The sequence below is a fragment of the Sulfuricella denitrificans skB26 genome (genome assembly GCF_000297055.2).
In the GTDB taxonomy this organism is placed as follows: domain Bacteria; phylum Pseudomonadota; class Gammaproteobacteria; order Burkholderiales; family Sulfuricellaceae; genus Sulfuricella; species Sulfuricella denitrificans.
The window spans coordinates 218,772-233,360 of record NC_022357.1 but is presented as its reverse complement, the minus strand read 5'-3'; the positions used below and the strand labels follow the sequence as shown (position 1 = coordinate 233,360).

At 58.8% G+C, this 14,589-nt stretch carries 12 protein-coding genes; all 12 read left to right on the top strand.

Annotation, left to right across the window (positions count from 1 at the left end; all coding sequences use genetic code 11):
- Positions 1-64 precede the first annotated feature (64 nt).
- The 12 genes from SCD_RS01090 (at position 65) to SCD_RS01035 (ending at position 14,580) form a co-directional block, all read left to right on the top strand.
- Positions 65-2,128: a putative bifunctional diguanylate cyclase/phosphodiesterase gene (locus SCD_RS01090; protein WP_009206985.1), complete on the top strand. Its 2,064-nt coding sequence runs from the start codon at positions 65-67 to the stop codon at positions 2,126-2,128.
- Between the two features lie 151 nt (positions 2,129-2,279).
- Positions 2,280-4,298: a diguanylate cyclase domain-containing protein gene (locus SCD_RS15500; protein ID WP_009206986.1), complete on the top strand. Its 2,019-nt coding sequence runs from the start codon at positions 2,280-2,282 to the stop codon at positions 4,296-4,298.
- A gap of 147 nt (positions 4,299-4,445) precedes the next feature.
- A complete protein-coding gene (locus SCD_RS01080; RefSeq protein WP_009206987.1) occupies positions 4,446-5,360 on the top strand; it encodes a D-hexose-6-phosphate mutarotase in 915 nt (304 codons plus the stop codon).
- Between the two features lie 30 nt (positions 5,361-5,390).
- The gene (locus SCD_RS01075; protein ID WP_009206988.1) at positions 5,391-6,332 is read left to right on the top strand and encodes an HDOD domain-containing protein; all 942 of its coding nucleotides are present in this window, start codon (positions 5,391-5,393) and stop codon (positions 6,330-6,332) included.
- Between the two features lie 96 nt (positions 6,333-6,428).
- Positions 6,429-7,760 (top strand): UDP-N-acetylmuramate:L-alanyl-gamma-D-glutamyl-meso-diaminopimelate ligase, encoded by a 1,332-nt coding sequence (mpl, locus tag SCD_RS01070; RefSeq protein ID WP_041673275.1) that lies wholly within the window; start codon positions 6,429-6,431, stop codon positions 7,758-7,760.
- A complete protein-coding gene (locus SCD_RS01065; protein ID WP_009206990.1) occupies positions 7,757-8,317 on the top strand; it encodes a YqiA/YcfP family alpha/beta fold hydrolase in 561 nt (186 codons plus the stop codon). The genes mpl and SCD_RS01065 overlap by 4 nt, the downstream gene beginning before the upstream one ends.
- The gene (locus SCD_RS01060) at positions 8,314-10,158 is read left to right on the top strand and encodes a ribonuclease catalytic domain-containing protein (protein WP_009206991.1); all 1,845 of its coding nucleotides are present in this window, start codon (positions 8,314-8,316) and stop codon (positions 10,156-10,158) included. Before SCD_RS01065 ends, SCD_RS01060 begins: the two co-directional genes overlap by 4 nt.
- Before the next feature lie 34 nt (positions 10,159-10,192).
- Positions 10,193-11,104 carry an energy transducer TonB gene (locus SCD_RS01055; protein ID WP_009206992.1) on the top strand — a complete coding sequence of 304 codons (912 nt, stop codon included), beginning with the start codon at positions 10,193-10,195 and terminating at the stop codon, positions 11,102-11,104.
- 154 nt (positions 11,105-11,258) lie between these two features.
- Positions 11,259-11,819: a YqgE/AlgH family protein gene (locus SCD_RS01050; RefSeq protein ID WP_009206993.1), complete on the top strand. Its 561-nt coding sequence runs from the start codon at positions 11,259-11,261 to the stop codon at positions 11,817-11,819.
- Between the two features lie 58 nt (positions 11,820-11,877).
- Positions 11,878-12,333, top strand: coding sequence for a Holliday junction resolvase RuvX (ruvX, locus tag SCD_RS01045; protein WP_051338826.1), 456 nt, complete (start codon positions 11,878-11,880; stop codon positions 12,331-12,333).
- Between the two features lies 1 nt (position 12,334).
- Entirely contained in the window at positions 12,335-13,303 is a 969-nt protein-coding gene (locus tag SCD_RS01040) for an aspartate carbamoyltransferase catalytic subunit (RefSeq protein WP_041673273.1), read from the top strand.
- Entirely contained in the window at positions 13,300-14,580 is a 1,281-nt protein-coding gene (locus SCD_RS01035) for a dihydroorotase (RefSeq protein WP_009206996.1), read from the top strand. The genes SCD_RS01040 and SCD_RS01035 overlap by 4 nt, the downstream gene beginning before the upstream one ends.
- Positions 14,581-14,589: the final 9 nt, after the last annotated feature.

The window sequence follows — 14,589 nt, the reverse complement described above, 5'->3', positions numbered from 1 at the left end:
CACGAAATGTAAAGAGCGAACATTTTTAGAGACCACGGACGTCCAAACCAAATCTGACATTGAAATGATGACGACGAATGAAAAACCGCTGATCCTGCTGGTGGACGACATGCCCGCCAACCTGCACGTGCTGGTGGCAGCACTACGCGATGATCACCGCATAAAAACCGCCACCAGTGGTACGACAGCGCTCGATCTGGCCGAGAGGGATGACCGCCCGCAGCTTATTCTGCTGGATGTGGTGATGCCGGGCATGAGCGGGCTCGAAGTCTTGCGGCGCTTGCGCGAAAATCCCGAGACCCGCGATATCCCGGTGATCTTCATCACTGCCGACGTCTCCGAGCAAAGCCAGCTCGAAGGCCTCGATCTGGGGGCGGACGACTATATCACCAAGCCGGTAGTGGCGGCGGTATTGCGCGTTCGGGTTCGTAATCTCCTCCAGCGCAAACGTACCGAAGCTCGGCTGCGTCTTGCTGCCCATGTTTTCGAGTATGGCGGCGAGGCGATCCTGATCACCGACTGCGACAATTGCATTGTTGAAGTAAATCCGGCCTTTACCCGCTTGACCGGCTATACATCAGAAGAAATATGCGGCCAGAATCCAAAAATTCTGTCTGCGGGCCACGCCACGGCCGAAGAATACCAACGCATGTGGCACGCCATTCGCGAACAGGGTTTCTGGCAGGGCGAAATGTGGGATAGACGCAAAAATGGCGAGATCTATCCCAAATTGCTCACCATCTCGGTGGTGCGCAATGCCCAGGGCGAGATTGATTTTCATATCGGCAGTTTTACCGATCTCAGTGAACAAAAGGCCGTCGAAGAAAAAATTCGCTATGTCGCCCACCATGATGCACTGACCGGGCTGCCCAATCGCTTGCATCTGCAAATCAGTCTTGAGCAGGTCATTGCCACGGCCAAACGGGAGAATCAGGAAGTGGCCCTGATGTTCATCGATCTGGACCGCTTCAAGATCATCAACGACACGCTGGGGCACAACATCGGCGATTGTCTGCTGGTAGAAGTAGCGCAGCGGCTCAGGGAGTGTGTGCGCGAAAGCGACCTGCTGGCGCGCCTGGGCGGAGACGAGTTCGTGCTGGCGCTGGCAGGCGACGATGTGGTCAATGCGGCCGCCCAGGTGGCGGAAAAAATCCTCGGCAATCTCTCCCAGACCTACCATATCGGTGGCCAGGTTCTGCACAGTTCGACCAGCATCGGCATCAGCCTCTACCCGCACGATGGCGACAATATCGAAACCCTGATGAAAAATGCCGATGCCTCCATGTACCACGCCAAGGCGATGGGCCGGAATAATTTCCAGTTTTTCAGCCCTGAAATGAACCGGTTCAGCAACGAGCGCCTGCTGCTGGAAAACAGCCTGCACCGTGCCCTGGCGCAGGGTGAGTTCACCGTTCATTACCAGCCTCAGGCCGATATTGCCTCTGGTCGACTGGTGGGCGCGGAAGCGCTGATCCGCTGGCATCATCCCGAGCGCGGAATGGTTTCGCCCCTCCAGTTCATCCCGCTGGCGGAAGAAAACGGCATGATTCTGCCCATCGGCACCTGGGTGCTGCGCGAAGTCTGTCGCCAGATCAAAGTCTGGCGCGAAGTGGGACTGACCGACTTGCGCTTTGCCGTAAACCTTTCTCCCCGACAGTTCCATCAGGAAAACCTGGTGGGCAATATCATCGATATTTTGCGGGAGTTCGATGTCCCTGCCTCCGCCCTGGAACTGGAAATCACCGAAGGTTCCGTCATGGAAAATCCCGATGCCGCCGTGAGCCTGCTCAATCAGCTGAACCAGCATGGCCTGAGCATCGCCATCGACGATTTCGGCACGGGCTATTCCTCTCTCGGCTACCTTAAGCGCTTCCCGGTGAGCAAGCTCAAGATCGACCGCTCTTTTGTGATGGATATTCCCGGGGACCCAGACGATAGCGCCATTGCCATCGCCGTGATCCAGCTCGCCCGGAGCTTGGGGTTGAAAACAGTGGCTGAAGGTGTAGAAACTACCGTACAAAGGCAGTTTCTAAGCGACCAGGGCTGCGATATGTTGCAAGGCTACTGGTACAGCAAACCTTTGGACGCGGCAACCTTCGAGGCATTCGCGCTGCACGCTGCACGCTGAAAATCGTCAGGTTTGAACTTGACGGCGATACAATGGAGCATATTATTTAACCACGGCATGAAGCCCTCTCCCCAACCCTCCCCCGCAAGCGGGGGAGGGAGCAAACGAGAAGGGCGCTTGTTATGAATTGGCAGAGCTTTCGGCAATCCCGATGAATCAGGAAAAACATTCCTCGCCCATCCTGGAGCGTTATTCGACCCGCGTAATCGCCATCGGCTTCGGCTTGGTTATGGTGCTGATGCTGACCCTGCTCGTTTTCAGTCTGTCCCGCCTGACCGCAATCAGCTCGGCGCTCGATGATATCGCCGAGGAACACAACAACCATGCCGCCCTGGCCTACACGATGTACAACGCATCGCGAGAAAGAGCCTTCCTGCTGAACAACCTCACGTTCGATGCCGACCCAACTAACCGGGTTGAAAAAATACAGCAGTTTTACAGTTTGGGTACGGCATTCGGCAAGGCTCGCACAAGACTGCGGGAATATAATCTGGTGCCGGAAGAAGTATCCATGCTGGAGGAACAAAATATATTCACTTCAGTTGCCATGCGTTTGCAACAGGAGGTAATAAACCTGGTGGCGGCCGACCGGATGAAAGAGGCGAGCCGCCTGTTGCAGGACAAGGCCTTGCCGGCTCAGGCGCGTGAGTTCGAGGTAATCAACGCCTTTATCCAGTTTCAGGCGGAGGAAACACGAAACAGTGTGGCCGCTGCCACCAGGTTGCACGCTAGCGCGCAGGCGACCCTGATTGCGGGCGGAGGCGCTGCAATTATATTGGCGTTCCTGATTGCCGTCTTTGTCAGTCGCAGCATGACGAATTTGATGTTGCGGCTGAGCGGGACAAAAGTCAGGCTTGAAGAAAGCGTCAAGGATCTCGAATTCCAGAAGCAGGCCCTGGATGAGCACGCGATCGTCAGCATGACCGATGCTTTGGGGCGGATCACTTACGTCAATGATAAGTTTTGTCAGGTCTCTCAATATTCCGTCGAAGAGCTGCTTGGGCAGGATCATCGGATTTTGAATTCAGGCTTCCACCCCAAAGCGTTTTTTGCTGTCTTGTGGAAAACCATCACCAGCGGCAAGGTCTGGCATGGCGAAGTCTGTAACCGCAAGAAGAATGGGGATCTATATTGGGTGGAAACCACGATCAGACCAGTCCTGGATGCCAGCGGGAAGCCTTGTCAATATGTCACGATCCGGACGGAGATTACCCGCATCAAGGAAGCTGAGCTGGTACTTCAGCGTGGCAAGGAGGAACTGGAGAGCCTGGTGAGCGAGCGGACTGCCGAGCTCAGGGAGCGCGAGGAATTGCTCGGTCTGATTACCAGCTCTGCACATGATGCCATTGTGATGGTTGACGACAGTGGCGCGCTAACCTATTGGAACGAAGCGGCTGATAAGATTTTCGGTTACCCCCGCGAAGAAGCGGTGGGGGAAAATTTTCTTGCCTTGATCGTCCCCCCGAAATCACCTTACCTGGAAAGGTATGAAGCCAGTTTGAACCAGCTTGCGACCGCGGAGAGCGGGCATACCGGGGAAGCCGTGGAACTTGAAATTGTGCGCAAGGATGGCGCCGAATGCTTTGTCGAGTTGTCTCTTTCCTCGGTACAAATCAGGGGGAGGTGGCACGGTATCGGGATTGCGCGCGACATCACCGACCGCAAGCGGGCCGAGGAGAATCTCAAGCTACAGGCCACGACGGATGTCCTCACCGGCATCGCCAACCGAAGGCTGTTTAATTCCTTCCTTGAAACAGAGATGCGCAGGGCAGCGCGCCATCATTTGCCGCTTGCCGTCATGATCATGGACATCGACCATTTCAAACAGATCAACGATGCTTACGGCCATCAGGTCGGCGATGACGTCCTGGTGGAACTGACCCGGCTGGTTTCCCAAATCATCCGGGAACACGATTTTTTTGCGCGCTGGGGCGGTGAGGAATTCGTCATTCTTTCACCCAATTGTAATGCGGAGAGCATGCAGCTTTTGGCAGAAAAGCTGAGAATCGCAGTAGAAACCCACTCTTTTTCCGATATCAGCCGCGTGACCTGCAGCTTCGGTCTGACTGAATATTGCACTGGGGACTCAGCAGAAAATTTCGTCGGACGAGCTGACGCAGGATTATATCGGGCCAAGGAGCATGGCAGGAATCGCGTCGAAATGGCGTGATCAACTATTTTCAGTTGAACCGCAGAGGCGCTGAGTAAAACAATGAATTATAGTATTGCATGACCTTACACATTTATTTCTCTGCGTCTCCGCGCCTCTGCTGTTAAGCAATTGCCGTTTTTAACGGTTATTTTTTAAGGAATGTTTATGAGTTCAAACGATTTGTCCGCCCTCAACAGCCGTTTCGCCATTCCCGGCCACGTACAGTTCAAGGAAGGCCCTGGCGGTCTGACCGTAGCCGAAATCACCAACAGTCTCGCCGAATCCACCATCGCCCTGCAGGGCGCCCATGTGATGACTTGGCAGCCGCATGGCCAGGCGCCAGTGCTGTGGCTTTCCCGCTTCGGCAAGTTTGCGCCGGGCAAGTCGATACGCGGCGGCGTGCCGGTCTGCTGGCCGTGGTTCGGCCCCCATGCCGAAGATGCCAAATTACCGGGCCACGGTTTTGCCCGCACGGTGATGTGGGAGGTTCAGGAAACCAGGGCGCAGCCGGATGGTGCTACTTTCATCAGCTTTGGCCTGATAGAAACCGATGCCACCCGCGCCCAGTGGCCCCACCCTTCGAGCGCGAAGCTACGGGTGACTGTTGGCGCCGAGCTGAAAGTCGAGCTGGCAACGCGCAACACCGGTAGCGCGCCATTCCAGATCGGCGAGGCGCTCCACACCTATTTTCACATCAGCGACGTGGCCGACATGAAAATCAAGGGGCTGGAAGGCTGCACCTACCTGGATAAAGTGGGCGGCACCACCAGCAAGACCCAGCAGGGGCCCATCGTGATCGAGAGCGAGGTTGACCGGGTCTATCTCAACACCGAATCCGATTGTCTGATCGAAGACCTCGGCCTCAAGCGGCAGATACGCATCGCCACGCGCAGCAGCCGTTCCACCGTAGTGTGGAATCCCTGGATCGAGAAGGCGGAAAAAATGGGCGATTTCGGCCCGGAAGGCTATCGCGGCATGGTCTGCGTGGAATCCGCCAATGCCGTTGACAACGTGGTGACGGTGCTGCCCGGCGCGGAGCATATTCTGCAGGCCATGATCAGCGTCGAAGCGCTGGCTTGATGAAAAAAGGCTGAACCAGGGGCGGCGACGATGATAACCAGACAGTTGAACTTGAACGCATGGGTAAGCTATCTCGACCAGGTACAGTTGCCGGTATTACGCCGCACGGTAACGGAGCTTGCGCGGCTCCAGGAAAAGGAGGACGACCTCAATGGCCGCGAATTAACGGCCGTGATCCTGCACGATCCGATCATGACGGTGAAAGTGCTGCGCTACCTGGAATCGCATCGCGGCAGAAGCCAGGTAACCGATATCACGACGATCGATCGGGCCATCATGATGATAGGCACGACGCCATTTTTCAAACAGTTCTCTGATCAGCCCATTATTGAGGAAAGCCTGGCCGACTATCCCCTGGCTCTCGAAGGCATGATGCAGGTGATGAGCCGGGCACGCCATGCCGCCATGTACGCGCTGGACTGGTCGGCGCTGCGCCATGACGTCGCCACCGACGAGGTGGTGGTTGCTGCGCTGCTGCGCGACCTGGCGGAAATGCTGCTGTGGTGCTTTGCACCCGGGCAAATGCTGGAAATCCGTGACAAGATGCGGCGCGACCCGACATTGCGCAGCATTGCGGCGCAACAGGAAATACTGAGTTTCCGCATCATTGAACTGCAGATTGCCCTGGCGTCGACCTGGCATTTGCCCAAGCTGCTGTTGTCGCTGATGGATGAATCTCATGCCGAGCTGCCACGAACAAAATGCGTCACGCTTGCGGTGGCGCTGGCCCGGCATTCCGCCAATGGCTGGAAGGATGCCGCCTTGCCGGATGATTTTGCAGCGATACGGGATTTCCTCAACATTTCTCCGGATGAAGTCTGGGAGCGAGTCCGCCATACGGCCTTGCAGGTGGCTCAGGGCTGGGACTGGTATGGCGTCCCCCCCGCAGCGGCCCTGCTGCCGATGCAATCCGCCGATCAAAACAAGCGCCCTTTACCATTGCCTCCTCTCCCGCTTGCGGGAGAGGATTGAGGTGAGGGAAACGCTCATGGTGATTCATCATGAGCGTTTTAGCTTGTAGTCAAAAAGCTTTATAATGGGCGGTTAATCAATCACCCGTTGCTATTCATGCATATTCACATTCTCGGCATCTGCGGTACTTTCATGGGGGGCATCGCGGTGCTGGCCAAGCAGGCCGGGCACAAGGTCACCGGCTGCGACGCCGGCGTCTATCCACCGATGAGCACGCAGCTCGAAGCCCAGGGTATCGCCCTGACCGAAGGTTTTGATCCGGCGCAAATCGGGTTGGAGCCGGACATGTTTGTGATCGGCAACGTGGTGACGCGCGGCAATCCGCTGATGGAGGAAATCCTCAACCGCGGCCTGCCCTACGTGTCCGGCCCGCAGTGGCTGGCCGAGCATGTACTGAAGGACAAGTGGACGCTGGCAGTGGCCGGCACCCACGGCAAGACCACCACCTCGGCGATGCTGGCATGGATACTCGAATATGCGGGCTTGCAGCCAGGCTTCCTGATCGGTGGTGTGCCGCAGAATTTCGGCGTCTCCGCCCGGCTCACCGACTCGCCGTTTTTCGTGGTTGAAGCGGACGAGTACGACACCGCCTTCTTCGACAAACGTTCCAAGTTTGTCCACTATCACCCGCGCACCGCCGTACTCAACAATCTCGAATTCGACCATGCCGACATCTTCCCCGACCTGGCCGCGATCGAAACCCAGTTTCACCATCTGGTTCGTACCGTGCCCGGCAATGGACTGGTCGTCGCCAACGGGCGCGAATCCAGCCTGGACCGGGTGCTGGCACGGGGCTGCTGGACCCCGGTGGAACGTTTCGGCACGGCGCAGGGCTGGACCATAGGTGCTGCCGGTGCGGTCGCCTTCAAGGAAGAGTTCCAGGGTATGCTGAACTGGCCGCTGCTCGGAGAACACAACCGCATGAACGCCCTGGCGGCAATTGCCGCCGCGCGCCACGCCGGTGTGCCCGCCGGTTTCGGTATCGAAGCGCTGGCCAGATTCGAAAACGTGAAGCGCCGCATGGAAGTACGCGGCGTAGTAAGCGGCATCACGGTTTACGATGACTTCGCCCACCATCCCACCGCAATTGCAACCACCGTCGCCGGCTTGCGCCACAAGGTCGGCAACGCGCGCATTCTGGCGGTGCTGGAGCCGCGCTCCAACACCATGAAGCTGGGCGTGATGAAGGATGCATTGCCCGGCAGCCTGGAAGAAGCCGATCAGGTGTTCTGTTACGGCGCCAATCTGGGCTGGGATGCCGCCGCCGCGTTGACCCCGCTGGGAGACAAGGCGCAGACTTTCGATGACCTCGATGGCCTGGTGGCCGCTGTGACTGCCGTCGCCCGTCCCGGCGACCATGTGCTGGTGATGAGCAATGGCGGCTTTGGAGGCGTGCACGAAAAGTTGCTGGCGGCGCTCGCCCGGTGATCCTCTACATCCACGGTTTCAACAGTTCTTCAACTTCCTTCAAGGCAGGCATCCTGCGGCAGAAGCTTGAGGGAATCAACCAGAAGTTTGCCGCGACCGACCTGCCGTACTCGCCGAAAGAAGCGGTTGGCAAGCTGGAAGCGCTGATCGAGACAGCGGGTGATGCTCCGGTTACCCTGGTGGGCAGTTCCCTTGGTGGCTACTATGCCACCTGGCTGGCTGAGAAGTATGGTCTCAAGGCGGTACTGGTCAACCCGGCGGTCCGGCCTTATGAACTTTTGCCGGCCTTTCTGGGACTAAACCGCAACCTGTATACAGGCGAGGAATATGAGCTGACGCAGACGCATATCGAGCAGCTGCGACAGCTGGAAGTGCCGGCGATCACTCGACCGGAGCGCTATCTTCTGATTGTGGGAACGCAGGACGAGGTGCTGGATTATCGCGATGCCCTGGCGAGATATGCCGGGGCGCAGAAAATCATCATCGAGGGTGGCGATCACGGTTTAACAAATTTTGCCGAACATGTCGGCAGCATTATGGATTTTGCATCTTTATGAATGTTTTGTACGAAGAAGACGGCGCCATCAAGGTAGCCAGCGTCATGGCCGACAACACCTCCTCCTTGCAGGTGGAAACACCGCATGGCAAACGCTCCAAGATCAAGGCCGGCAACGTGCTGTTGCGCTTTGAAACGCCTGGTATTGCCGGGTTCATGGAAGCGGCAGAAGCAGCGGCGGCGGAACTCGATCCGATTTTTCTGTGGGAGGTCAGCGGCACCGAGGAATTCGCTTTCGTTGACCTGGGCCGCGAATACTACGGCCATGCGCCTTCCCCGGTCGAGGCGGCGGCGACAGCGCTGAAACTGCATACCGCGCCGATGTATTTCTACAAGAAAGGCAAAGGTCGCTACAAGGCCGCGCCGGAGGAAAACCTCAAGGCAGCGCTGGCTTCCGAGGAGAAGAAACGCAAGCAGGCAGAAACCATCGCAGCGCATGTGGCTGAAATGGTAGCGGGACGCCTGCCAGAAATGTTCACGCCGCAAATCGTGGAAGCCTTGCTTTACTCGCCGGACAAGAACACGCTCGAATTCAAGGCGCTCGACAAGGCCTGCGCTGAAACCAATCTCAATCCGGTGAAGTTGCTGGACACGTGTGGCGCGATCCCTTCTGCTCATGCTTACCACCTGAACCGCTTTCTGCGCGAGCATTTTCCCGAAGGCACGGACTTCCCCGAAGTCGAAATTCTTCACCCTCAGGGCGACCCCGCGCATTCGGATGCGCAGGCCTTCAGCATCGACGATGCTGCCACTACCGAAATTGATGACGCCTTCTCGATCAAGCGCCTGGATAACGGCAACTGGCGTATCGGCGTCCATATCGCCGCGCCAGGCCTGGGCTTCGCGCCGGGCGACCGTCTCGATGAAATCGCCTCGCAGCGGTTGTCCACGGTGTACATGCCGGGTCAGAAGATCACCATGCTGCCGGAGAAACTGGTGGAGCGCTACACCCTGGCCGCAGGTCGTCGTTGCCCCGCGCTGTCGCTGTACCTCGAAGTAACACCAGAATATGCCGTGGTCGGCCAGGAAAGCGCGCTGGATCACGTCGAAATCGCCGCCAACCTGCGCCACGAGGCCCTGGAGCCGGTATTCAACGGCGCGTCCGTGCTCAGCCGGGAGGGCGATTACGCCTGGAAAGACGAGCTCCTGCTGTTATGGGATTTCACCACCAAGCTCAAGGAAGGCCGGGGCAAGGGGGAAAGCAGCCGGAATTTCCCGGATTACAATTTCGCGGTGGTGGACGATCGCGTTTCGATTACCGAGCGCCACCGCGATACCCCTATCGACCGGGTGGTGTCGGAGCTGATGATTCATACCAATGCCACCTGGGGCAAGGAGCTGGCGGAAGCCGACTATGCCGGCATCTACCGCAACCAAGAAGGCGGCAAGGTGCGCATGAGCGTGTCGCCGGGCGCGCACCAGGGCTTGGGCGTAACGCACTACATGTGGTCGAGTTCGCCGTTGCGCCGCTATGTCGATCTGGTCAACCAGCGCCAGCTGATCGCCCGACTGGAAGGCAAGCCGGCACCCTATGGCAACCGCGATGAGCGCCTGCTGATCGCGATGCGCGATTTCGATCTGGCCTACGAAGCTTACGGCAACATCCAGGACCAGATGGAGCGCTACTGGTGCCTGCGCTGGCTGCAGCAGGAACAGGTCAGCGAAACCGGCGCGGTGGTGGTAAAGGAAAACCTGGTCAAGCTCGACCACCTGCCGCTGTTCATCCGGGTGCCGCTACTGCCCGAAGTGCCGCCAGGCAGCCGGGTTTCGCTCGAGGTGTCGAAAGTGGACCTGCTCGAGGTGACATGCCAGTGCCGCTATGTAGGCCCCCTGGAGCAATGATCAGGCAGATTATTTCTGCTAAACTGGCTGCGCCTTGAACAATCATCGTGCTCCCATTTCTCTGGGCCGCTACGCGCGGCTGAACCAGTCCGATCGCCTCGGACTGGTGCTGCTGATCTCCATCACCCTGCATTTGCTGGTGTTGTTCGGCTTGAACTTCAAGGCGCCTGAGACGAAAAAATCGGGCATCGCCACCTCACTCGAGGTCGTGCTGGTCAACAGTAAATCCTCCTCCCGGCCGGTCAAGGCCGATGCCCTGGCGCAGGCCAATCTCGACGGCGGCGGCAACACCGATGCCGAACGCCGGGCCAAAAGCCCGCTGCCAGTGCTGGATCGGCCCCAGCAGGAGTCGGAAGCCGCGCAGAAGCAGCAGCAAGTCAGCCAATTGGAACAGCAGGCCCGACTCCTGATGACCCAGGTCAAATCGACGCAAACCGTCGAGCCGATTCCGGCCAAGAGCAAGCCATCCGAAGAGCCTACAGAAAAGCCGGGCTCCGATCTGATGATGCGCAGTCTTGAGGCCGCTCGCCTGGAAGCGCAGATTTCGCGGGATTGGGACGCCTACCAGAAAAAACCCAAGCGCAACTTCGTCGGTGCGCGCACCCAGGAATACCGCTTCGCACGCTACGCCGAAGATTGGCGGATCAAGGTGGAAAAAGTCGGCAACCTGAATTACCCTGAAGAAGCGAAGCGACAAAAAATTTATGGCAGCCTGCAACTCATCGTCAACATCAAGGCCGATGGCAGCGTCGAGCGCGTCGAGGTGAGGCGTTCCTCTGGCCATAAGGTGCTGGATGAGGCGGCTATCCGCATTGTCAAACTGGCGGCGCCCTATGCGGCCTTCCCCGAGGACATTCGCAAGGACACCGATATTCTCGGCATTGTACGTACCTGGACCTTTACCCGCGCCGACCAGCTGGATACTGCTGGAGCCTTTGCCGATTAGGGCCAATCGAAACAAGTGCCCTTTACGTTCGCTCCCTTTCCCGCTTGCGGGAGAGGGTTGGGGAGAGGGAGTTATTTCCGTGTGGCCTACCCGCCTACACGGCTTTTCTCTATAGTTCTCTGTGGCTAATGGTTTTTTGTAGGATAATTGCAGCATGAAAACCGTCAATCTGACCGACCATTTCCTGATCGCCATGCCCGCCATGACCGATCCCTATTTCGCCAAATCCCTGACCTATGTCTGTGAGCACACCGATCAGGGTGCGCTGGGTGTCGTGATCAACAAGCCTATCGAAATGACCATGAAGATGCTGCTTGACCAGATCGGCATCGAACTTGAATCGGAAGAGCATGCCGAGGAACTGGTGCATTTCGGCGGCCCGGTGCAGATGGACCGCGGCTTCGTCCTGCACCAGCCGGTCGGAGAGTGGCTGTCGACCATGGCGGTGAACGAGAATGTCGCCCTGACCACTTCGAAAGACATTCTGGAAGCGGTCGGTCGCGGACAAGGCCCGTACAAGCTGCTGACGTCATTGGGCTATGCCGGCTGGGCGGCGGGGCAACTGGAACAGGAGCTGGCGCAAAATGCCTGGCTCACCGTGCCGGCTTCGGCGGCGATCATTTTCGACCTACCCTGGGAGCAGCGCCTGCCTGCCGCAATGCAACTGCTCGGCGTCGATCTCGCCAGCCTGGCCGATGAGGCGGGGCATGCTTGAATTCCGTGAGGGGTGAAGGGTGAGGAGTGAGGAAAAGCGGTTATCGAGCGGCGAGGAGATTTTACCTCCTCACCCCTCACCCTTCACCCCTCACCCGCCGCAACGCGGCACGGTGTTGGGTTTCGATTTCGGCATCAAGCGCATCGGCGTAGCAGTGGGCGAGCTGGAGCTTGGGCTGGCGCATCCCTTGACGACGGTACTGGGGGAAAGCAACGACCAGCGCTTCGGTGCTATCGAGGCGTTGCTCAAGGAATGGCAGCCGGCGCTGGTGGTGGTTGGGTTACCCGCCCACGCGGACGGCGAAGAGCACGAAATGAGCGCGCGCTGCCGGCGCTTCGCACACCAGCTGGAAGGCCGTTTCGGTCTCAAAGTGGCACTGGTGGACGAGCGTCACAGCTCGACTGCGGCGAGCGAGGATCTGAACGAAGCCGGAGTGCGCGGGCGGAAGCAGAAAGCGGTGCTGGACCAAGTCGCAGCGCAGCGGATATTGCAGTCTTATCTGGATGGTCAATAACATGAAAAATAACCCCCAACTCAACAGGAACGGCGAGCTGCAGCACCTGCTCACCATCGAAGGCTTGCCTGCGGCGACCTTGCGCCACATTCTCGACACCGCTTCGTCTTTCCTCAACGTCGCCGAGCGCGAGGTGAAGAAGGTGCCGCTGCTGCAGGGCAAGGCGATCTTCAACCTGTTCTTCGAGCCCAGCACGCGCACCCGCACCACCTTCGAAATCGCCGCCAAAAAGCTGTCTGCCGACGTGATCAATTTGAACGTCGGCGCATCCAGCACCAGCAAGGGCGAAACTCTGCTCGACACGGTCGACAACCTGGCGGCGATGCAGGCCGACATGTTTATCGTGCGCCATTCCCAGTCCGGTGCACCGCACCTGATCGCGCGGCACGTCGCACCGCATATCCACGTCGTCAATGCCGGCGACGGGCGCCACGCCCACCCCACTCAGGGGCTGCTGGACATGTTCACCATCCGCCATTACAAGCAGGATCTGACCAGCCTGCGCGTGGCTATCGTCGGCGACATGCTGCACTCGCGCGTGGCGCGTTCGCAGATCCATGCGCTGACCACGCTGGGCGTGCCGGAAGTGCGCGTGATCGCGCCCAAGACCCTGATCCCAGCCTGTGCCGAGCGCATGGGGGTGCAGATCTATCACGACATGGCGAAAGGGCTGAAGGATGTCGACGTGATCATCATGCTGCGCCTGCAGAACGAGCGCATGCGCGGCGCATTGCTACCCTCCGCCCAGGAGTACTTCAAATATTACGGTCTGACCACCGAGAAGCTGGCGCTGGCGCGACCGGACGCGATCGTCATGCATCCCGGCCCGATGAATCGCGGCGTGGAAATCGAATCCTCCGTCGCCGACGGCGTGCAGTCGGTGATCCTGTCACAGGTGACGTTCGGCATCGCGGTGCGGATGGCGGTGATGAGCATACTGATGGGTAGCGGGGCGGGGAGCAAGCAATGAAAATTCACATCAAGAACGGCCGACTGATCGACCCGAATAACAATATCGACGCACAGCAGGACGTGTTCATCGCTGCCGGCAAGATAGTTGCTGTCGGCGCCATGCCCGAGCGCTTTAATGCCAACCGCACGATAGACGCTGCCGGCCTGGTGGTCTGTCCCGGCCTGGTCGACCTGTCTGCCCGGTTGCGCGAGCCGGGTCTGGAATACAAGGCCACGCTCGAATCCGAGATGCTGGCAGCAGTGGCGGGCGGCGTCACCAGCCTGGTCTGCCCGCCCGACACCGACCCGCCGCTGGACGAACCCGGCCTGGTGGAAATGCTCAAGCACCGCGCCAAGAGCCTGAACCAGGCGCGGGTTTATCCGCTCGGCGCACTCACCCAGAAGCTGGGCGGTGAGCGCCTGACCGAAATGGCTGAACTGCACGATGCCGGCTGCATTGCCTTCTCTCACGCCGACGTGCCGCTCGCTGACACCAACGTGTTGTTGCACGCCATGCAGTATGCGGCCACTTTCGGTTTCACCGTCTGGCTGCGCCCACAGGATGCTTTTCTCGCCCGCGACGGCGTCGCTCATGATGGTGAAGTGGCTACCCGACTCGGCCTGGCGTCGATTCCTTCCTGCGCCGAAACCATTGCTCTCGCCAGCATCCTCACTCTGGCCCGCGAAACCGGCGCTCGGATCCACATCTGCCGCCTCTCCAGCCGCGAAGGCGTAGCCCTGATCCGCGCGGCCAAAGCGGAAGGTTTGCCGGTGACCTGCGACGTTGCCATCCATCACGCCCATCTCAGTGAAATGGACATCGGCTTCTTCGACGCTAACTGCCACCTGATTCCCCCGCTCAGAAGCCAGCGCGACCGCGACGCCCTGCGCGAGGCGCTCGCCGACGGCACGGTCGATGCCCTGTGCTCCGACCACGCCCCGGTGGACGACGACGCCAAACTGCTGCCCTTCGCCGAAGCCGAACCCGGCGCCACCGGACTGGAACTGTTACTGCCGCTGACGCTGAAATGGGCGAATGAGATGGGGATATCCTTGTCCGCCGCGATCGCCAAAATCAGCGCCGAACCATCTCGGATACTGGCTTTGAACAATGGCCACCTGGGTGCCGGACAGTCTGCTGATGTGTGTATCTTCGATCCTGAAAAATACTGGCAAGTTGAGCCGCGTTCGCTCAAGAGCCAGGGCAGGAATACGCCGTTTTTGGGGATGGAGTTACAGGGGAAGGTTAGATATACGTTGGTGGAGGGGCATGTGGTTTATGAGGCTTCGGCATAACGCTAGCCT

Excerpts from the sequence above, each read along its gene's own strand:
- SCD_RS01090 (WP_009206985.1), top strand. The coding sequence starts at position 65 with ATGATGACGACGAATGAAAAACCGCTGATCCTGCTGGTGGACGACATG.
- SCD_RS15500 (WP_009206986.1), top strand. The coding sequence starts at position 2,280 with ATGAATCAGGAAAAACATTCCTCGCCCATCCTGGAGCGTTATTCGACC.
- SCD_RS01080 (WP_009206987.1), top strand. The coding sequence starts at position 4,446 with ATGAGTTCAAACGATTTGTCCGCCCTCAACAGCCGTTTCGCCATTCCC.
- SCD_RS01075 (WP_009206988.1), top strand. The coding sequence starts at position 5,391 with ATGATAACCAGACAGTTGAACTTGAACGCATGGGTAAGCTATCTCGAC.
- mpl (WP_041673275.1), top strand. The coding sequence starts at position 6,429 with ATGCATATTCACATTCTCGGCATCTGCGGTACTTTCATGGGGGGCATC.
- SCD_RS01060 (WP_009206991.1), top strand. The coding sequence starts at position 8,314 with ATGAATGTTTTGTACGAAGAAGACGGCGCCATCAAGGTAGCCAGCGTC.
- SCD_RS01050 (WP_009206993.1), top strand. The coding sequence starts at position 11,259 with ATGAAAACCGTCAATCTGACCGACCATTTCCTGATCGCCATGCCCGCC.
- SCD_RS01040 (WP_041673273.1), top strand. The coding sequence starts at position 12,335 with ATGAAAAATAACCCCCAACTCAACAGGAACGGCGAGCTGCAGCACCTG.
- SCD_RS01035 (WP_009206996.1), top strand. The coding sequence starts at position 13,300 with ATGAAAATTCACATCAAGAACGGCCGACTGATCGACCCGAATAACAAT.